Below are 19,002 nucleotides of genomic sequence, written 5' to 3'. Positions count from 1 at the left end.
TGTCTGGCCCGGCTGCTCCACTGCAAAATGGCCCGACGCCGCGCGATGCCAAGGATTCATCGTGGTTCGGCGTAACCCCGGTTCCTTTTCGATCTCTCAATTCTCGTCAGCTCGACCATGGCGTCTGCCGTCATGTCGAACGTTGTGATCATGGACTGGCCCTCTGTTCCAATGCGGCCCCAGTTTCGGATGACTGATGCTCCTCCGAACAAGGTTGGCTGGATTGCCAGCAGGTAGAACCTGCGCATGTTTTGTGACTGGTCGACACGATGCAGGTGAACCGGGCGTGTTTGCTTGTTTGACATTGCATGAGTCTCCCCAGCGATGTCGACGACGTCCAACGCCTTCTCTGAATCGGTTTTGCCTCACCGATTCATTGCCTTGATGGATCGATGTCTCGATAGCAAAGCCAGGTGATTCCAGGTGCTCCGGGTCTAACTCGCCGGTGAGGCCGCCAAGTCAGCCGCTCCGGCTTGTGTTCATTGCCATGCTCGCCTATCTTATCGTGCAGCTTTTCCGCGGAACTGGCGCGGCAGACTAATGCCGGCGACTTCGATCGCCTGCTCTGGTCGCCGGTTGCCTTTCTTGCAGATGCATTTCCTTTTGAGAGCAATATGTGTCGGCGAAGCCGACGCCTTTTGTGGATCTTCCCGGCCGCTCCATCGGAGCGGCGTCAAGGGCGCAATTATACGTCGCCACGGCGACGATTGCATTGACACCCTATAAGACCGCCCGACTTGGTTCCGAGCCTGCTCCGCGGCCCTACCAACTCTTCTGGTCGAAGGCGAATTCGGGGAATGCTTCAAAGGTCCCATTTCTGGAAGAAATTCTGGCCAGTGGCTTGTTGCCCCTATCGAGAAGCCGATAGCGACATAGGATTAATGCCGGCACGTCCGAACTATTCCGCGCCGCAATGTGCGCCCAGGGCTCTTATGCCACTTTGCCGAAGGCTGTTGAGTCGGGCTTTTTCCCCTGCGACATTCTGCTCGAAGTACCTGACTTGAAAACGCTTAGGCGCAATTCCATCTGACTGTGGTTGGCGCTCATCCTCCCAGAATGCCAATCAAAGCGGCCCGTCTCCTCCCCGGGTCGCTTGCAAGTTCAGCCCGTCGCGTCCTCCCCGCGGCGGGCTTGTTGTTTTTGTGCGTTCGATCGCTGGCTGAAGGCTTCATCGCCCGTCGATGATACAGCAGGCATTCATCGTCGTAGAGGCGTGCAAATGCCCTTAGAATGCACAACGCGTAGTTCCTGCTGCGTACGACCCTGCGCTGCCCAGATTTGAAGGCGTAGAAATTCGGAGTGCCGGGGAGTGCTGTGGAAACCGCGGATGCTTTTTGGCGATGACGATGGACAACGCCATGCCCATCCAGGTTTGATGACAGCGGCGGTGTGGCCGCCACCGGTGTCCAGAACCTGATCCCACATCTGTTTCGACCTTGTCACCTGCTGAACCTGCGCGCCCCAAAGACGCAAGCGATGACGGCGACGGTAACGCCCAACATCAATGGGGTGACGGGTTCATGGAGCAGGGTAGCGGCAAGTGCGAGGCCAAAGAACGGCTGCAGGAGTTGGAGTTGTCCGACCGACGCGATGCCTCCGAGGGCTAGGCCGCGGTACCAGAAGACGAAACCAATGAGCATGCTGAACAGCGAGACGTAGGCCAGGCTCGTCCAGGCGGGAGCGGTTACATTTTCGAATGTTGACGGCCAGTATATCGCCGTCAGCACAAGCATGAACGGGAGGGAGATGACGAGCGCCCAGCAGATGACTTGCCACCCTCCCAATCTCCTTGAAAGGGTAGCACCCTCGGCATAGCCGAAGCCGCAGGCAATGATTGCGGCCAACATCAGTGAGTCACCGACTGGTGAGGCAGAAAGGCCCTGGCTGATCGCAAAGCCTCCGACGAGGGCACTGCCAAGAACGGAGAATACCCAAAAGGCCGGCTTGGGCCTTTCGCCTCCGCGGATCACGGCGAAGATGGCCGTGCATAACGGTAGAAGACCGACGAACACGATCGAATGGGCTGACGTGACGTACTGCAGGGCGAGCGCTGTCAGGAGAGGGAAACCCACCACGACACCGAGTGAAACGACAGTGAGGGAAACCAGATCGCGACGTTCCGGTCGACGTTCGCGAAATGCCATCAGCAGGATGATGCCGAGGATTCCCGCAATGGCAGCGCGGGCGACTGTAAGGAACACGGGATCCAGGGATTGCACTGCGACCCGCGTCGCCGGAAGCGATCCACTGAAGATGACCACACCGATCAATCCGTACAACCAACCACTCGCAGGCCGTTCCATGACAGCTCCTATCTCGACCCGACCTATGCAGGCTGCCGCTTGATTTCGCCAGATACGGTGCGGTACAGTTTAAGAGAACTGTTATGGTCGCAGAGAGAGTACAGATGGACACGACCCGCATCGAGACGGTGATGGGGCAGATAAAGCGCAGGATCGCCGCACACAGCCTTACGCCCGGCAGCAAGCTGCCTTCTATCCGGGCGCAGGCGAAGACATCGGCGGTTTCTATCTCGACGGTAGTTGAGGCCTACAACCGCCTGGTCGCTGAAGGGGCCATCGTCTCCCATCCGGGTTCGGGTTTCTACGTTGCCAATCAGACGGCTCCGCTGGCACTTTCCGAGGTGGGGCCGAAGCTGGACCGGGCCATCGATCCTTTCTGGGTTTCGCGACAGTCCTTGGAAGCCAACGAGGACGCCCATAAGCCCGGATGCGGTTGGCTTCCGCCCGAATGGATGCCTGAAGCGAGTCTGCGCCGGGGTCTTCGAGCATTGTCGAAGGCAGCGGGGACTTCCCTGGCGGAATACGGTTCCCCGTTGGGGCTTCCACCCCTTCGCCAGTTGATTGCTCGACGGATGGCGGACAAGGGCATTGAAAGCTCCCCAGACCAGATCATTCTGACGGAGAGCGGGACACAGGCGATTGACCTCCTGTGCCGGTTCCTCATAGAGCCTGGCGATACCGTGCTCGTGGACGATCCCTGCTATTTCAACTTCCAGGCACTTCTGCGCGCCCATCGTGTGCAGATCGTCAGCGTGCCGTATACATCGGTTGGTCCGGACATCGAGTTGTTCGCTGCGACCCTCATCCAGCATCGCCCGCGTCTCTACATCACGAACTCGGCCGTGCATAATCCGACCGGAGCAACTCTCTCTCCCGTCGTCGCCCATCGTGTCCTCATGCTGGCGGAACAACATGGCTTGACGATCATCGAGGACGACATCTTCGCCGATTTCGAGCATGTGGCTGGACCGAGACTGGCAGCGTTCGACGGGTTGAACCGGGTGATCCACATCGGAAGCTTCTCGAAAACGCTGTCCGCGTCGGCGCGCTGCGGGTTCATCGCGGCAAAAACGGATTGGATTGAGGGCCTAGTCGACCTCAAGATCGCTACGACATTCGGCGGAGGTCGGCTCGCCGCCGAACTGGTGCTCAGTGTTTTAGGTGACAGTGGCTACCGCAAATATCTCGAGGCCTTGAGGACGCGCCTTACAAGAGCTCGCTTCGACGTTGGAGCAAGACTGCGGGAAATGGGCATCGAGCCAGTTGTGGAACCGCAGGCCGGAATGTTTCTATGGTGCCGCCTTCCTGGTCCGCGAGATGCGACAGAGGTGGCAAGGGCCGCCTTGGCAGAAGGTATCGTACTTGCACCCGGAAACGCATTCAGTCCCGCACAAACCGCTGGCGATCTGATGCGGTTCAACGTTTCTCAGTTTTCCAACCCAAAAGTGTTCGCATTGCTTCACGATGCGCTTGTTCTTCGATAGCGATGAATGAGATGGCTTGCCTGCAGACGTCACTGACGAATGCCAAGCTCATTTTGTCGGGCGATGTGAGCTGACTAGCTTCACATGCCCCGGGGCGCTCAACGAGCGCCCATCTGGCACATAGCCAGTCCCAGTGATCCCGATATCTGCGACATCGAGTTGGTTGGCTGTTTCCGAGACCGCCTGGACCAAACCGGCAACAAGGGATCCAGCATTGTCAAATTCCGATGTTATGTGTAAGTGAACTTAATTCGCAAATAACGTAAAAAGGGATGCGCATTGCCGAACGAAATTGCAGGGAGGCCGACGCTTGCTCAAGAACCTTATTGGTGGGACGAGCGCGACAGGGGTGCCGATCAACCTTTGCCGGCTGGCCCTTTTGACGTGGTGGTTATCGGCTCGGGTTACACTGGACTTTGCGCGGCGTTGCGGCTGGCCCAAGCGGGAACCTCGGTGCTGGTGGTGGAAGCGGGCCATCTGGGAGAGGGGGGAAGCACTCGCAACGGAGGCATGGTGTCCGGCACCCTCAAAGTCTCCCATCCAAGTCTGACGAAAGCATTTGGCAAGCAGCGGGCGGACGCCATCTTTTTCGAGGCGCAGAACTCCGTCCTGTTCCTTGAGAAACTGATCGCGGACAATCAGATCGATTGCTCCTACAAACGTCACGGCATGTACTTTGCCGCCTACGCGCCAGGCCACTATGATGACTTGGCGCGCGAGGCCGAACAGCTGCACGCGCTCGGTGTTGAAACGCGCATGGTTCCGAGACGGGACCAACAAGGTGAACTCAATTCCCAAATCTATCATGGGGGTAGGATCACCAGTTTTGCAGGCGGGCTGCACCCGGCCCGCTATCATGCAGGTTTGGTGCGAGCCTGCCGGAAGGCGGGAGTAAGTTTCACCACCCGCTGCCGCGTCACCAAGCTTGAGAAACATGGCGTTGGCCATGTGCTTTGCACGACCAAAGGCAGGGTCATGGCGGACCGTGTGGTGGTTGCGACAAATGCCTATACCGATGGGGGGCTTGGCTGGTTCAGGCGCCGCGTCATTCCGATCGGCAGTTACATCATCGCCACCGAAGCCCTGGATCCGGGGCGGCTCAAAGCCTTGATACCCGGCGAGCGCATGATCCAGGACACCAAGCGCAACCTCTATTACTACCGGCTTTCCCCTGATGGCACCCGCATGATCTTCGGCGGCAGGACCAGCTTTCGTCCCATTAGCGTGGTCGAAAGCGCTCGGCGCCTGCGATCCTCGATGGCGGAGGTGTTTCCGGATCTGCGTGGCGTGGGGGTCACCCACAGCTGGACCGGCAATGTTGCCTTCACATTTGATTCTCTCCCGCATCTGGGGGCACGCGACGGCATCCATTATGCCCTCGGATGCTGCGGCCAGGGTGTGGCCCTGATGAGCCATTTCGGGAATTGCATTGCCCAGGAAATGCTGGGTGTTGGCGAACGTAGCTCCTTTGCTTTCAATCAGATCAAGACCGTGCCGGGCTACACTGGCAATCCGTGGTTCGTCCCCATCCTGGGTGAATACTACCGCTTCCGTGACTGGCTCGAGCGGCCGGCCAATTCCTAAGCTAGCGAAAGGACTATCCATGATCCGCTTTTCCAACCCGCCCGCAGCGCCACAGCCTCCCAGTCGCTATTCGCAACTGGCCGCGGCTTCCGCGAATGCAGAGTATGTCTTCCTTTCTGGTCAGGTGGGTCTGAACGACGATGGTTCGTTCCCGGCAGACATGCTGACGCAGACAGAGTTGACCTGGCGACACATCGAAACCTTGCTGGGCTCAGAAGGCCTGACGCTCGCCAATGTCGTCAAGGTCAACGGCTTTCTCACACGTTCCGATGACGTTGGCGTGTATAAGCAGGTCCGCGACCGGCTTATGCCCGAACCGCCGCCCGCATCGACGGTCGTGATCGTGTCGGGCTTCGTTGCGCCGGGGCTGCTGGTCGAAATCGACGTGATTGCCGTTCGCCCGTAGGTCCTCAAGACGGTCGCGGTGTCATTACAAAGATCGCGACCGTCCGTTCCGTCGCAGACGGGTTGGAAAAGGTGTGCAGCAGGCGAGGGTCAAAAGTCATCGAATCGCCGGCTCCGAGCTCATATGACTGATCTTCGACGATCACAGCCAATGTGCCTGACACCACGTGAATGAATTCTTCGTCGGCTCTCAGCGAATAGAGCTTGTCCCCCCCGGTGCCGAGCGGTTCGATCACTGTCCACAAAGCCTGGAGTCTCGCGCTGTTGCTGGCCGTTAGCAGGTGGTCGATGACGCCCGTGCCGCCGAAATTGACTCTCGGCCTCTCGTCGGCGCGAACCACGGTCGAGGCCGTGGAATTGAAGAGATCGCCGATCGAAAGACCCAGTGCATCGCATAGCCTTACAAGCGAGGCGACCGAAGGTGAGGTCTTGTCGTTTTCAATGCCGCTCAGAAAGCTTTTGGTCAGTTCGACCGACTCGGCCAGGCTTTCGAGCGTGACGTTGAGCTGGCGACGGCGCTCCTTGATCAGGCGCCCGAATTTAGGGGCCGACTTGGGTGTGGGGGGATTTTTCGACATCGGGACTCCTCGAAATGATTGACCAAGGATAACGCGTTTCGCTTGTTCATTAAAGCTGAACTTAGTTGACTTATAGAGAAAAAGCTTTCATAGGGAGGCGAGGAGTGGGGCGGGAGTGCCCGGCAATTGGAGAGGGGAATACGTCATGTCATCAACATCAAAAATCGCTCTGGCGGGCTTTGCGGTGTCGTTTGCAGCACTGCCAGTTCTGGCGCAGGATGCCCAGCCGTCTTTCATAGCCGACAAGACTTTTACAGTCTGTACGGATGCCACCTTCCCGCCGATGGAGTTTTTCGAGAGCGCCGGCAACGCCAATGCCGTCGGTTTCGACATCGATCTTTCCAAGGCATTGGCCGAGAAGTGGGGGGCTGAACCGCGCATCCTGGTGTCGGAATTCACCGGTCTCCTGCCAGGTCTCGACGCGGGTCGGTGCGATGCCGTGATCAGTGGAATTCCGCTGACGCCCGAGCGCGTCGCGTCCTATCCTGGCGTGCCATATTTCTCAACGGCAGTCGCGGTCTTCACATCGGAGAAATCCGAACTCAAAATCAAAGACGCAGCGGATCTCGCAGGAAAGACAGTCGCTGTGCAGGCCGGTACCAGCTATCTGGCTCGCTTGGAAAAGGTCAATGACGACCTCAAATCCGCCGGTGCCGCACCGATCCAGATTCAGACCTATCCGAAGCAGACCGACGTGATCCAGCAAGTTCTGGTCGGACGTGCCGATGCGGCGGTGTCTCAAGATACCGAGTTGGCCTACCGCAACCTGCAGAGCCCGGGCCAGTTCAAGACCATCTTCACCTTCCCCGATACCAGCGATTTCGCCGTGTTCGTGCGGCGTATCGATGGCGACGAAGCCGCAATCAAAGCCGCTGTCGCTGCGCTTGCAGCCGATGGCCAGCTCGCAAAGATCGCGGAAAAGTGGGGCCTTTCAGCCGACAACATCGTAGCCGGCGCAAGCCAATAACGCGCTGAAAGGGGGAGATAGCCTCATGGCCTTCGATGCATCCGTTTTTCTCGATGCGCTGTTTTCGACAGCTTTCCTGAATGGCGCTCTGATCACTGTATCTTTGGCGTTGCTATCCCACGCCGTGGGTATCGCTATCTCCATCCCTGCCGCGCTCTATATCAGTGGGCCGCCCAGCATGTTGCGTGGGTTGACCAAGGTTGTCCTGGGCGTACTGCGCGGTGCTCCCACCTTGTTGCAGCTGCTGTTCGTTTGGAATGCCCTGCCGCAGTTCTTTCCGATCTTCCGTGAGCCGTGGTTTTCGCCATTCCTGGCAGCCTGGATCGCACTCAGTCTGAACGAGGCTGCCTATCAGACGGAAATCAACCGAGCCGCGCTTGGTGCGATCGATCCCGGCCAGCAATCGGCCGGCACGGCTTTGGGCATGACGCGCTTCCAAATTTTGCGGTTTGTTACACTGCCGCAGGCTATAAGGGTGGCGTTGCCACCGACCGCCAATGAATTCATCACGCTGCTCAAGATCACTTCGCTCGCATCGGTAATCTCGCTCTCGGAACTCATGAGTGTCACATCGCGGGCAGTGGCCACGACCTTCCAGTTTACCGAGTATTACGCGGCCGCCTTGGTCTACTACCTGGTCATGGTCTACGTACTGATTTTCCTGCAGGCACGACTGGAGCGCCGGCTGGTGTGGAACACATCGGTTTCTGAAAGCGAGCCCAGCATGGTGCAAAAGGCCTTGGCCTTTGCCCGCCGCTCCTGATCCTTTGAATGGTGCAGCACATGTCCGAAATGATCCGAATTGAAAATGTCAGCAAGCGCTATGCCGATTTCGTGGCGCTGAACAATGTCAATCTGACGATCGAGGCAGGAGCGAAAGTCGTCATCTGCGGCCCCTCAGGATCTGGCAAGTCGACCTTGATCAGGTGCATGAACTACCTGGCGCCACACGACAGCGGCACCATCGCCATCGATGGCGTCGAGCCAAAAGGACGTCGCAACATCGAAAAAGTTCGGCGTGAAGTCGGTATGGTGTTCCAGAACTTCAACCTCTTTCCTCATCTGACGGTCCTTGAGAATTGCATCCTTGCACCTGTTCAGGTCCGTAAGCTGCCCCGCGCTCGAGCCGAGGCTCTGGCGCGTCAATTCCTGGCTCGAGTGCACATTGCGGAACAAGCGAACAAATATCCCTCGCAGCTTTCGGGCGGACAACAGCAGCGCGTCGCAATAGCGAGGGCGTTGTGCATGGAACCTAAGGCGATGCTGTTTGACGAGCCGACATCGGCACTCGACCCCGAGATGGTCGGAGAGGTGCTGGACGTGATGGTTGAGCTGGCAGGCGACGGCATCACCATGGTCTGCGTCACCCATGAGATGGCATTCGCCCGTAAGGTGGCAGACAGCATAGTGTTCATGGACAAGGGACAGATCGTGGAGGTTGCTCCGCCTGAACAGTTCTTTACCGCCGCCTCGTCGGCGCGTGCACGGACATTCCTGTCACAACTACAATACTAACCCCACCAACCCGCCGCTGACGCTGCGCATTTGGCGCCACGGCGTCGTTCGCCCTACGAGTACTGGAAACCGCTATGAATGACTTTGACTTCGACGCCGCACGCAAGGACATGGGACGCTGGTATTGGTGGGGCATTCCAACCTTCTTCCGCTGCGATTGGAAGGAAGACCCGGCCGATAGCGATATTGCACTGCTCGGGGTTCCTCACAGCTCGGGCAACGGATCTACCGAACGCGACCAGCATTTGGGTCCGCGTGCGGTACGCCACGTCTCGGCGCAGTACCGCCGCAGCCACGGCCGCTTCGGTATTACTCCGTGGGATATCTGCCGCATCAACGATGCTGGCGACGTGCCGTTGCCCGAAGCGATGGTCAACGACATCAGTATTCAGCATATCGAAGCCTATGCGCGGCGGTTCAACGATGCCGGAACGCGGCTCGTTTCCATGGGCGGTGACCATGGCATCACCGGACCGCTCCTGAAGTCGGTGGCTGGCCCTCATTCGCGGCTGACCGGGGGGCAAAAGGTGGCGCTGGTGCATTTCGACGCCCATACCGACAGTTACAGACATCTGCCCCACTGGCTTGGAAGCCGTCGTTCCTCGGCACATTGGGCAAGTTACACGGTCGAAGAAGGCCATGTTGATGCCCATCGGTCGACGCAGATCGGTATTCGGCCCAATGTCGGTACGCCAGGCTCCAAGAACACCAGCGAGGAACTTGGCTACCGCATCATCGGCATGGATGAAATCGAAGAGATTGGCGTCCAGGGCGTGATCAAGACCATGCGGGACCGGATTGGCGACATGCCTGTCTATGTTACCTTCGATCTGGATTCACTCGATCCCGCAGATGCCCCTGGTGTCTCGAACCTTGAGCCAGGGTATCCCGGCATCCGTATCGGCGACGCCATGCGTATGCTTCAGGGTCTGCGTGGTCTGAACGTCGTGGGAGCCGACGTCGTGTGCATCATGCCCACCAAGGACAATCCGAACCAGATCACGGCAATGAATTCCATGGTGGTGATGTTCGAGCTGCTGTCATTGATGGCCGACTACAAGAAAAACCATCCTGACGCATAGGCTCGCGGACACCGCAACCACCACAAGAGAGTGCCGATGAACATCACGCTGACTGATCCATCGATATTGCGAACCCAATGCTATGTTAATGGCGAGTTTGTCGGCACCGGACAAGCACCAGTGGCAAATCCCGCCACGGGTGAATTGCTGGCACATGTTCCGGCATTTGGCTCCGATGAGGCCATTGCTGCTGTCGAGGCTGCCGCAATGGCTTTCAAATCCTGGTCGCTACGTCTTGCCAAAGACCGCGCCAACATACTTCGGCGCTGGTTCGACCTGATCGTCGCCCATCGTGACGATCTGGCGCTGATCCTCACCAGCGAGCAGGGCAAGCCGCTTGCCGAGGCAAAAGGCGAAATCGACTATGCCGCAAGCTACATCGAGTTCTATGCCGAGGAAGCCAAGCGCATCGCCGGCGAGACGTTGCCCAGTCATCGCAGCGACGGGCGTATCCTGGTGCTTCGCCAGGCAAGCGGGGTGGTGGCGGCGATCACGCCCTGGAATTTCCCTGCGGCGATGATCACCCGAAAAGTCGGTCCGGCGATGGCCGCCGGATGCACGGTGGTACTCAAGCCTGCTGGAGAGACCCCCCTCACAGCGCTCGCACTTGCCGGATTGGCTCATCGGGCTGGCGTTCCCGCAGGCGTGCTAAATGTCATCACGGGTGCCCCTGCACCGATTGGTGAGGTATTGACCTCCCATCCAGCAGTACGGGTCGTCAGTTTTACCGGTTCGACTGCGGTTGGGAAGCAGTTGATGCGGCAGTCAGCGGGCACAGTCAAAAAGGTCGCGCTCGAGCTCGGCGGCAATGCTCCGTTCATCGTGTTCGACGATGCCGATCTCGATGCCGCGGTCGAAGGTGCAATCATCTCCAAGTTCCGCAATGGCGGGCAGACATGCGTATGTACCAATCGCATCTATGTGCAGCGCGCCATCGCTGACGACTTTACGTCGAGGCTTGCGGCTGCGGTAACCAAGCTTGCCGTAGGAGACGGTCGATCCGCCGATGTGCAGATGGGACCGCTCATCAACGAAAAGGCAATCGACAAGGTCGAGGCCCATATCGCCAACGCGGTCGAGCTGGGCGCGCGTGTCGTTGTTGGCGGCCGGCGACATGCGTTGGGTCGCACCTTTTTTGAACCCACATTGTTGTCTGGCGTGACCGATGACATGACGGTTGCAAAGGAAGAAACCTTCGGACCGCTCGCCCCTGTCTTTGTTTTCGACGACGAAAACGATGTGGTGGGTCGCGCTAACGACACCGAATTCGGCTTGGCGGCCTATCTGTACAGCCGTGACATCGGGCGAATATTTCGCGTGGGCGAGGCACTGGAATACGGGATGGTCGGCGTTAACTCGGGGCTCATCTCTTCCGAATTGGCCCCGTTCGGGGGAATCAAGGAAAGTGGCAATTCGCGGGAAGGATCACATCACGGCATCGATGAGTTCGTCGAGAAGAAGTATCTCTTCCTGGCAGGCCTCGATCGGTAGGATTGAACTGGCCGTCGGACTCGTCGGCATCTATGAAGCTGTGCTCGGGCAGACTGAACAAGCTGCTAACGCTCCTGCAGGCCGAGTCCGGCTAGCTTGTAGAAGAGGTAGCGCAATTCTTGAAAGCGGCGCGTCGGAACCAGATTGGGCGGCCGCAGCGCAATGGCGGGTTGCCTGCGGTAAAGACAATCTGCTCGTCGGCGCGCATCGCCATCACTTCCTGCGGCATGACCAACGCCCTTCTCGAGAGCTGCTTGGTTCGGGTTCGGGAGCGTGACGATGTACTCACCTGGTCAACTTCCACGGTGGTATCGCCGCATCGCCTCGACACATATTCGGCCGTGTCTGGATCGTTGATCGCGGCAAATGAAATCCAGGATGCGGACTCGAACCATTTGCTTGTGGCATCCCGCCCGCCATAAGCTTCCCGCAGCTGCCCCAGAGACTGGAATATCATCAGAAGGGTAATGCCGTATTTTCGGCCGGCATCACGTGCGGTTTCCAGGATGCGCATGTATCCGAGGCGCGCGACCTCATCGAGAAGGAAGAGGGTCCGTTTTTCGACGCTACCGGAACGATTGTAGATCGCGTTGAGCAACGACCCCAGCACCACCCGCGCTAGGCCGGGATGCGTGTCGAGCACCTTCAGGTCGAACGCGAGGAATATGTCGGTGTTGCCCTCCGCCAAATCGCTTGTAGTGAAACTCGAGCCGGCCACTAGGGCAGCGTAGTTGGAATAGGCAAGCCAGTGCGTTTCCTTGATGGCATTGGCATAGACACCGCTGAAGGTCTCGGGCGTCATTGCGATAAAGGGTGCCACGTTTTCGCGGACGAATGTAGAAGCGGACATGTCGTGAATGCGGATCAGACGTTCACGCAGCTTTGGTTCGGGCTCGGCGAGATTGGCTCGTACCTGGCGGAGCGTCTGATCGGATTCTGCCGTATGTCCAGACAGGCAAACATCGGCAATCAAAGCGGTCAGAAGCTGCAGCGCGGACGACCGGAAAAAGTCGTCGCGTGCCGACAGGCGCGCAGTGTCGGTCATGATCCAGGTCGCCACGGCTGCGATGTCTTCTTCCTTGCTGCTGCCGAACCTGCCGATCCAGTCGAGGGCATTAAACCCCGTCAGGCGGTCATTGGGGTCGAGAACAATCACGTGTCGTCCATGCCGGCGTCGATGTTCACGGGCAATTGAGGCGACCTCGCCGGATGGATCGAGCACCACGAGCCCGCTGCCCCAGGTCAGCGCTGTCGGAATGGTCACCGAAGTTGTCTTGAAACCGCCGGAGCCTGCAAAGACGACGCCGTGGGTCGACCCGAACGTACAATCAAATGACAGAAGGGGAGCCTTGCCGCCGGCACCCCAACTGTCCGGTTTGTCCGGGCGAAAGGAAACAGCCGATGCACTTTGGCGATCAACCCGATATCGCTCGCCCAGGACGATGCCGCCTCGCGCCGGAAACAGATTTGATGCGTCCCGCATGGACATCCATACCGCATCGCCATGAATGGCCCGTCGCCCTCGCAATCGCCGCGGCGTGTCCGAAGCAAAAGCCATATTGCCTACCATCGCGACACGGAGCGCAAATGCCGCTGCAAGAAAGGTTGCGGTAACGCTGATGACCAACGCGAGTTCGGGCAACGCAGCTTCGTTCTTGCCCGCAGGCAGACCGTCCTTGGGTGTCCATTGTGGCCCAGCGTCCCAAAATCCTGCAAGCGCCAGCAGCACGAGGCAGCCTCCCGTGACGCTTAGACCAGCGTGCCTTATGGCAACCATGCCCTGGCAGGCAAACAGGGCAACAGCACCCAATGAACTTGCCAGTACGAACGGTGCGGCACGGCCGATCTCGAACAGAACGATCCTGCTGGCCTCTGTCTTTGCGAGTGTCACCAGCCGGATATCCAGGTCGGGCGTGCCAGCGAGGACCGTGAGCATTGCTGCAGCGGGAGCGACAGACAGCAAGATCTTAGTCGCTGCCACTGCCGAAGGCCCTGTTCCCGATAGCAGTCAGGCGAAGACGTTCGGATTCGTCGTCCCTGAGGCGTTGGCTGGCGTCGATGAGAATGCCAAGCAACAATGCTCTTTTCTCGTAGCGCATCCCGGCCTTGACGATCAGGCCGCCAAGCTCGATCTTTTCACGCGCGTCTTTCCTGCGCGCTTCTTGAGTGGCCTTGTTCAACATTCTCTCAAGCCGCGCCGTTGCCGCCCTTAGGCGCGCCAGAAATGACTTGCTCGCCCATTCTGCTTTTGCCTTGGGTTGCCAGCGATAAGGGTGGCGCGCTTCGAAAGCGGCTTGCAAGCTTTTCGAGTTCGGCCACGAGCACGACATCGTCGACCTCAATCTCACAAAGACCGGCACGCAGCGCCAGCCGCCCGACCCGCTCGGCTTCACGGGTTTCGGCTTGCCGCAACTGTTCCTGGAGCCGTCCGATTTCCAGCCTGATCTTTGCAACCGGTCGTCTCATCGGCGTATGCCTTCCTTGTCCTGGAACATTCGCCTGAAAGGAGGATTTGGCGGCGGCATTTGGCAATCGTCAGATTTGAGGAGTGGCTGAGGAGGGGTCGGCATGGAACATGCAGCGCTTCTAGCTTAAGGACATCCTTGCCTTTGGCCATCGCTCATTTTTCAGTCAGCATCATAGGCCGCGGCACCGGTCGCAGCGCTGTGCTATCGGCAGCCTATCGCCATTGCGCTCGTATGAACTTCGAGCGCGAGGCCAAGGCCGCTGACTATCGCGCCAAGAAAGGTCTTCTCCATGAAGAGTTCGTCCTGCCCCCCGATGCTCCAGGGTGGGCAAGGGACATGGTCTCAGACAGCCCGCCATCCAAAGCCTCGGAGGCGTTCTGGAACGCTGTGGAGAACTTCGAGAAGAGGAATGACGCTCAGCTTGCCAAGGACCTGACCATCGCATTGCCAATGGAGTTGTCGGCCAGCCAGAACATCGAGCTCGTCAGGGACTTCGTGCGCCAGCACATCCTATCCAGGGGAATGGTTGCAGATTGGGTCTATCACGACGCACCCGGCAATCCCCACATCCATTTGATGATGACCTTGCGGCCCTTGGCGGAGACCGGATTCGGTCCCAAGAAAGTTGCAGTTCTCTCTACGGATGGGCAGCCTTTGCGGACGCCAGCCGGCAAGATCGTCTATGGCCTCTGGGCGGGAGATGCCAGCGACTTCGCCGAATTCCGCGATGGTTGGTTCAACCGGCTGAACCATCATCTCGCCCTCGATGGTCTCGACCTTCGGGTTGATGGGCGCTCTTACACAAAGCAGGGGATAGATCTCTTGCCAACCTCTCATCTGGGTGTTGGCGCAAAAGCGGTAGAACGCAAGGCCAGCTTCAAAGGCGTGAAGCCTTCCTTGGAGCGTCGCGAATTCCTGGAACAGCAACGTTCCGAAAACCGTCGGCGGGTTCTCAGGCGGCCAGAAACGGTGGTTGATCTGATCGTCTCGGAAAAGAGCGTCTTCGATCAGCGCGACGTGGCGAAGGTGCTCCACCGCTATATCGATGATCCCAACTTGTTCCAGCAAATGCTGACGCGCATCCTTGCAAGTCCGCGGCTGCTGCAGTTGCAGGGCGAAACCATCGCGATCGGAAGCGGCGAGCGCTTGCCCGCCCGGTATACCACCAGAGAACTCATCCGCCTCGAGGCGGAAATGGTGAGCAGGGCAAATTGGCTTTCCCGTCAGGCTGGCCGGAGTGTTCGTGAGGTCGTGCTTGAAAGAGCATATCTCCGCCACCCGAAATTGTCGGACGAACAGCGCTGCGCACTCGAGCATGTCACAGGTTCTTCCAGGATAGCCGCCGTCGTTGGTCTCGCTGGGGCGGGCAAGACCACAATGATGCGGGCCGCACGCGAATCCTGGGAAGCTGCCGGTTATCATGTCGTGGGGGCAGCGCTTGCCGGCAAGGCGGCGGAAGGGCTCGAAAAGGAAGCAGGCATCCCCAGCCGAACGCTTGCTTCCTGGCAACTTCTCTGGAAACGGGGTGCCGATCGGCTCGATCAGAGGACTGTGTTCGTGCTGGATGAGGCGGGCATGGTCGGGTCCAAGGAAATGGCGTCCGTCGTGGCATCGGCGATCGAGACCGGTGCGAAACTGGTACTGGTCGGCGATCCCGGGCAATTGCAGCCGATCGGTGCCGGTGCTGCCTTTCGGGCAATTGTCGGGCGCATTGGCTATGTAGAACTCGAGACCATCTATCGCCAGCGCGAAGGCTGGATGCGGGAGGCCTCGCTCAGTCTCGCCCGGGGAAAGGTGGAGGAAGCCATTGCAAGCTACCGTTCGCATGGAGCGGTGCTTGGTTCCGAGCTGAAGGAACAGGCGATTGGTAGCCTGATTGCGGACTGGAGCCGGGAATATGATTCCCGGAAGTCGACACTCATTCTCGCGCATCTGCGCCGGGACGTTAGAGTTCTGAACGAACTTGCCCGCGAGAAGCTGGTCAAGCGTGGACTTGTCGGGGCGGGACACGACTTCAACACGTCTACCGGTCTGCGAAATTTCGATATCGGCGACCAGATTGTCTTTCTGAGGAACGACAGCGCGCTCGGAGTGAAGAATGGCATGCTGGGTCGGGTCGTCGAGGCCGCGCCGGGCAAGATCGTCGCAGCGGTTGGAGAGAGTGAGTCAGCCAGAAGAATTGCCGCCGAACACCTTTCCTACCGGGATGTCGATCATGGCTACGCGATGACTGTCCACAAAAGCCAGGGTGCCACGGTGGATCGGGTCAAAGTGCTTGCGTCCCTCTCGCTCGACCGGCATCTGACCTATGTTGCGATGACGCGGCATCGCGAGGACATGAAGCTCTATTACAGCCGTCGTTCGTTCGCGCTCCAGGGCGGCCTTTCGAAAGTCCTTGCACGTCAGAACGCCAAGGAAACCACGCTCGACTACGAAGGGCGCGGCCGCTACCGGCACGCACTAAGCTTTGCCCAGAATCGGGGGCTCGACATCGTCATTGCCGCCCGAACCATCTTGCGTTGCAATCTCGATTGGGCGCTGCGGCAAAGGCAGCGGCTGGCAGAATTGGGTACGGCGCTGCGCCGCACGGGTGCCCGCCTTGGTCTTATGCCTGCCATGACGCATCAGGCATCGCCGAAAGACCAGCCCATGGTGCCCGGAGTGAAACTCCACGTCGTGACCTTGGACGATGCCGTTGAGCAGAAACTCCTGCACGACCAAGTTCTCGCGCGCGGCTGGCAGGAGATCACACGCCGCCTTTCATATGTCTTTGTCGATGCCGAGGCGGCGTTGCACGCAATGCAGTTCAAGGAGGTTGTCGCCGGCACTGCGAAGCGCATACCCATGCTCGACCGCCTCGTGGTAAATCCGGCGTCGATCGGGCCACTCAAGGGCAAAACGGGAGTTCTTTCGTCGAAAAGCTCAAGGATGGAACGGCAACTGGCTCTTGCCAATGTCGAGCCCTTGAAGCGGGATATCGATCGTTACCTCGACATGCGCGGGCTTGCTGTTGTGCAAGCAAGAACGGACGAGGAAGTTCGTCGACAACAAATGTCGGTCGATATTCCGGCGCTATCCGAAGGTGCGGTCAATGCCTTGTTTCGAGCGCAGGAAGCGATCGGGCGAAACGATCTTTCCACCGCTCGAGACTGCGCCATGGGGGATCCCGCCATCAGCCTTGAGATTGAGAGGTTCAACCGGGCAGTATCGCTGCGATTTGGTGAGCGAACGTTGTTGACCAAGGCCGCGCTGACGCCCGAGGACGGACAGTTCAACCAGTTTGCGAGGGAGCTTGGCGACAAGGACAAACAACGCTTGCGCGAGGCATGGCCCCTGATGAGAACCGCCCAGCAGCTTGCCGCATTTGAACGGATGACGGCCAAGCACAATTGGACGGAAGATCTCGTTCATCAGCACCGCCAGTCGCCGGTGGTCAGGCAATGAGGGGCGCTCGGGCAGTCGCGGTGCTCGCAATGGCCGCGGCGGGGAATTTCACAATTGTGGCAGCGGGGTTGATGGGAGGCTACCGTCTTAACATGACGCCGAGTGTTCCACTCGGCCTCTGGCGCATCGAGACGATCCGAAGGCCGGTAAGGGTCGGAGACATCGTGTTTGCCTGTCCGCAGCCAGGTGGCCTGTCCGGCCAGGCTCTTTCACGTGGCTACCTTCAGCGCGGGCTATGTCCGGGTGGCTTTGCCCCCCTAATCAAGCCGGTTGCAGCGCTGCCCGGCCAGGCGGTCGAAATCGACAGGGAGGTCATCATTGACGGCACTCGGCTTGCCTCTTCCGCGATCAGACGGTTTGACGGTCAGGGCAGGCCAATGCAGCCCTGGTCTGGCGGCCGCGTGCCCTTCGGAACCCTGTTTCTCCAGTCGTCTTTCGAAGGCTCGTATGATTCCCGATATTTCGGGCCAATTCCAGCAGAAGGACTGTTGGGCTTTGCGCGTCCCGTTCTAACCTTGCCTCGTTAGCATGTGGCCTGCTCCACTGCTCGTCTTCGGTGCAGCCACCATCGGCCTTGTCGGCTGGAGCGGCGATGTCAGAACGCTTCCCGCTGCCATGATGTTTCCCCTACTTTGGGCGCGTTCGCCATCGCGGCCCATCGCCGCGCTCGTATCTGCAAGCTATTTTCTGGCAGCGTCCCGAGGTCTGCCCGAGGGCGTCTCCACCTACTACGCCACCGTGCCTTGGTATGGTGTTCTGTTGTGGGGCGCAGCCTCGCTCGTTTTCGTTGCCACGCATTCCATTCTCTGGACTCAGCCTGGCCGACGGCAGCAAACCCGACGGTATCTCTTCGCCAGCCTTCTCATGGCTCTCCCTCCCTTGGGTATTGTCGGTTGGGCGCATCCCGTCACTGCTGCGGGAGTATTGTTTCCCGGTGGAGGATGGTGGGGACTGGGAGCGGCCGTCCTTGCGCTTGCCGCAATGACCACGCGTCGCTGGCTGCCTGCGGCCCTTATACTGGGCAGCCTTTGGCTCTTGTCGGTGGCAGAATGGAAGAATCCGACGACCCCGAGTGGTTGGGCAGGGCTGGATCTCGAATACGGGCAACGGCTTGGCCGCGATATCGGCTTGGAACACCACCGTGAACTGATCGAAAAGGCTGGTGCAGCCGCGGCGAAGGGCGCCAGGATCGTCCTGCTTCCGGAGAACGCCATTGGCCAATGGACGCCAACCGTCGCGAGGCTCTGGCACAACGAAACAAAGAGGATCGGCGTCAAGGTAATGGCTGGGGCCACCATTCCCGACGGCCCAGGTTACGACAACGCCATCATGGTCACCTCCGGCAACCCGGCAACCCTCTACCGGCAGAGAATGCCGGTGCCGCTTTCGATGTGGCAGCCCTGGCGGGTGTGGTCAGATGGAGGCGGTGCGCGTGCTCACTTCCTCGCTAACCCCATCGTCGAAGTTGACGGAATGCTGGTGGCGCCATTGCTCTGCTATGAGCAACTGCTGGTCTGGCCGATAGTGCAATCCATGCTGGGTTCACCTGACATCGTTGTCGCTATGGCAAATGTCTGGTGGGCGGACCGCACTTCGATCGTCCCTATCCAGAAAGCCAGCACCATTGCCTGGGCGAAGCTCTTTTCGAAACCGGTTGTCATGGCGTTCAACAGGTAGTGCC

General features: G+C 59.1%; 17 protein-coding genes. 11 read left to right on the top strand and 6 right to left on the bottom strand.

Annotation, left to right across the window (positions count from 1 at the left end):
* Nucleotides 1–56: 56 nt before the first annotated feature.
* The gene (locus GGR00_RS25220; protein WP_184702053.1) at nt 57–305 is read right to left on the bottom strand and encodes a WGR domain-containing protein; all 249 of its coding nucleotides are present in this window, start codon (nt 303–305) and stop codon (nt 57–59) included.
* Nucleotides 306–1,439: 1,134 nt separating this feature from the next.
* A complete protein-coding gene (locus tag GGR00_RS25215) occupies nt 1,440–2,303 on the bottom strand; it encodes a DMT family transporter (protein ID WP_184702051.1) in 864 nt (287 codons plus the stop codon).
* Nucleotides 2,304–2,386: 83 nt separating this feature from the next.
* On the opposite strand from GGR00_RS25215, the gene GGR00_RS25210 reads away from it, so the two are divergent.
* From GGR00_RS25210 to GGR00_RS25200, 3 genes are all read left to right on the top strand, one after another.
* A complete protein-coding gene (locus tag GGR00_RS25210; protein ID WP_184702050.1) occupies nt 2,387–3,787 on the top strand; it encodes an aminotransferase-like domain-containing protein in 1,401 nt (466 codons plus the stop codon).
* A 279-nt stretch (nt 3,788–4,066) separates the two neighbouring features.
* Nucleotides 4,067–5,371, top strand: coding sequence for an NAD(P)/FAD-dependent oxidoreductase (locus tag GGR00_RS25205; RefSeq protein ID WP_184702048.1), 1,305 nt, complete (start codon nt 4,067–4,069; stop codon nt 5,369–5,371).
* A gap of 19 nt (nt 5,372–5,390) precedes the next feature.
* Entirely contained in the window at nt 5,391–5,777 is a 387-nt protein-coding gene (locus GGR00_RS25200; protein ID WP_055975725.1) for a RidA family protein, read from the top strand.
* Nucleotides 5,778–5,781: 4 nt separating this feature from the next.
* Here the strand turns inward: GGR00_RS25200 and GGR00_RS25195 are convergent, their stop codons facing one another.
* Nucleotides 5,782–6,354: a helix-turn-helix domain-containing protein gene (locus tag GGR00_RS25195; protein ID WP_055975728.1), complete on the bottom strand. Its 573-nt coding sequence runs from the start codon at nt 6,352–6,354 to the stop codon at nt 5,782–5,784.
* A 145-nt stretch (nt 6,355–6,499) separates the two neighbouring features.
* Between GGR00_RS25195 and GGR00_RS25190 the strand changes: the two genes are divergently transcribed.
* From GGR00_RS25190 to GGR00_RS25170, 5 genes are all read left to right on the top strand, one after another.
* On the top strand, nt 6,500–7,321 hold the full coding sequence (locus GGR00_RS25190) for a transporter substrate-binding domain-containing protein (protein ID WP_184702046.1): 822 nt from the start codon (nt 6,500–6,502) through the stop codon (nt 7,319–7,321).
* A 25-nt stretch (nt 7,322–7,346) separates the two neighbouring features.
* On the top strand, nt 7,347–8,084 hold the full coding sequence (locus GGR00_RS25185) for an amino acid ABC transporter permease (RefSeq protein WP_055975733.1): 738 nt from the start codon (nt 7,347–7,349) through the stop codon (nt 8,082–8,084).
* Between the two features lie 20 nt (nt 8,085–8,104).
* Nucleotides 8,105–8,836, top strand: a complete 732-nt coding sequence (locus GGR00_RS25180; RefSeq protein ID WP_281389311.1) for an amino acid ABC transporter ATP-binding protein — start codon at nt 8,105–8,107, stop codon at nt 8,834–8,836.
* A 74-nt stretch (nt 8,837–8,910) separates the two neighbouring features.
* Complete coding sequence (locus GGR00_RS25175) at nt 8,911–9,918, top strand: arginase family protein (protein WP_184702044.1); 1,008 nt, start codon at nt 8,911–8,913, stop codon at nt 9,916–9,918.
* 36 nt (nt 9,919–9,954) lie between these two features.
* The gene (locus GGR00_RS25170) at nt 9,955–11,409 is read left to right on the top strand and encodes an NAD-dependent succinate-semialdehyde dehydrogenase (RefSeq protein WP_184702042.1); all 1,455 of its coding nucleotides are present in this window, start codon (nt 9,955–9,957) and stop codon (nt 11,407–11,409) included.
* Nucleotides 11,410–11,500: 91 nt separating this feature from the next.
* Here the strand turns inward: GGR00_RS25170 and traG are convergent, their stop codons facing one another.
* Genes traG through GGR00_RS25155 form a run of 3 tightly spaced genes read right to left on the bottom strand, consistent with a single transcriptional unit; the run spans nt 11,501 to nt 13,875 of the window.
* A complete protein-coding gene (gene traG / locus GGR00_RS25165) occupies nt 11,501–13,390 on the bottom strand; it encodes a Ti-type conjugative transfer system protein TraG (RefSeq protein WP_184702040.1) in 1,890 nt (629 codons plus the stop codon).
* Nucleotides 13,377–13,592, bottom strand: coding sequence for a conjugal transfer protein TraD (gene traD, locus GGR00_RS25160; RefSeq protein ID WP_055975745.1), 216 nt, complete (start codon nt 13,590–13,592; stop codon nt 13,377–13,379). The genes traG and traD overlap by 14 nt, the downstream gene beginning before the upstream one ends.
* A 4-nt stretch (nt 13,593–13,596) precedes the next feature.
* On the bottom strand, nt 13,597–13,875 hold the full coding sequence (locus tag GGR00_RS25155) for a TraC family protein (protein WP_055975748.1): 279 nt from the start codon (nt 13,873–13,875) through the stop codon (nt 13,597–13,599).
* 143 nt (nt 13,876–14,018) lie between these two features.
* Between GGR00_RS25155 and traA the strand changes: the two genes are divergently transcribed.
* Genes traA through GGR00_RS25140 form a run of 3 tightly spaced genes read left to right on the top strand, consistent with a single transcriptional unit; the run spans nt 14,019 to nt 18,998 of the window.
* Nucleotides 14,019–17,321: a Ti-type conjugative transfer relaxase TraA gene (traA, locus tag GGR00_RS25150; protein WP_184702039.1), complete on the top strand. Its 3,303-nt coding sequence runs from the start codon at nt 14,019–14,021 to the stop codon at nt 17,319–17,321.
* The gene (gene traF, locus GGR00_RS25145) at nt 17,318–17,848 is read left to right on the top strand and encodes a conjugative transfer signal peptidase TraF (protein ID WP_184702037.1); all 531 of its coding nucleotides are present in this window, start codon (nt 17,318–17,320) and stop codon (nt 17,846–17,848) included. Before traA ends, traF begins: the two co-directional genes overlap by 4 nt.
* A gap of 1 nt (nt 17,849) precedes the next feature.
* Nucleotides 17,850–18,998, top strand: a complete 1,149-nt coding sequence (locus GGR00_RS25140) for a conjugal transfer protein TraB (RefSeq protein WP_184702035.1) — start codon at nt 17,850–17,852, stop codon at nt 18,996–18,998.
* Nucleotides 18,999–19,002: the final 4 nt, after the last annotated feature.

Source organism: Aminobacter aganoensis (assembly GCF_014206975.1).
Taxonomy (GTDB): Bacteria; Pseudomonadota; Alphaproteobacteria; order Rhizobiales; family Rhizobiaceae; genus Aminobacter; species Aminobacter aganoensis.
This window is presented reverse-complemented; position numbering and strand designations above follow the sequence as displayed.

Excerpts from the sequence above, each read along its gene's own strand:
- traF (WP_184702037.1), top strand. The coding sequence starts at position 17,318 with ATGAGGGGCGCTCGGGCAGTCGCGGTGCTCGCAATGGCCGCGGCGGGG.
- GGR00_RS25195 (WP_055975728.1), bottom strand. The coding sequence starts at position 6,354 with ATGTCGAAAAATCCCCCCACACCCAAGTCGGCCCCTAAATTCGGGCGC.
- GGR00_RS25190 (WP_184702046.1), top strand. The coding sequence starts at position 6,500 with ATGTCATCAACATCAAAAATCGCTCTGGCGGGCTTTGCGGTGTCGTTT.
- GGR00_RS25140 (WP_184702035.1), top strand. The coding sequence starts at position 17,850 with ATGTGGCCTGCTCCACTGCTCGTCTTCGGTGCAGCCACCATCGGCCTT.
- GGR00_RS25175 (WP_184702044.1), top strand. The coding sequence starts at position 8,911 with ATGAATGACTTTGACTTCGACGCCGCACGCAAGGACATGGGACGCTGG.
- traD (WP_055975745.1), bottom strand. The coding sequence starts at position 13,592 with ATGTTGAACAAGGCCACTCAAGAAGCGCGCAGGAAAGACGCGCGTGAA.
- GGR00_RS25185 (WP_055975733.1), top strand. The coding sequence starts at position 7,347 with ATGGCCTTCGATGCATCCGTTTTTCTCGATGCGCTGTTTTCGACAGCT.
- GGR00_RS25200 (WP_055975725.1), top strand. The coding sequence starts at position 5,391 with ATGATCCGCTTTTCCAACCCGCCCGCAGCGCCACAGCCTCCCAGTCGC.
- GGR00_RS25170 (WP_184702042.1), top strand. The coding sequence starts at position 9,955 with ATGAACATCACGCTGACTGATCCATCGATATTGCGAACCCAATGCTAT.
- GGR00_RS25220 (WP_184702053.1), bottom strand. The coding sequence starts at position 305 with ATGTCAAACAAGCAAACACGCCCGGTTCACCTGCATCGTGTCGACCAG.
- GGR00_RS25210 (WP_184702050.1), top strand. The coding sequence starts at position 2,387 with ATGGTCGCAGAGAGAGTACAGATGGACACGACCCGCATCGAGACGGTG.
- GGR00_RS25155 (WP_055975748.1), bottom strand. The coding sequence starts at position 13,875 with ATGAGACGACCGGTTGCAAAGATCAGGCTGGAAATCGGACGGCTCCAG.
- GGR00_RS25215 (WP_184702051.1), bottom strand. The coding sequence starts at position 2,303 with ATGGAACGGCCTGCGAGTGGTTGGTTGTACGGATTGATCGGTGTGGTC.
- GGR00_RS25180 (WP_281389311.1), top strand. The coding sequence starts at position 8,105 with ATGTCCGAAATGATCCGAATTGAAAATGTCAGCAAGCGCTATGCCGAT.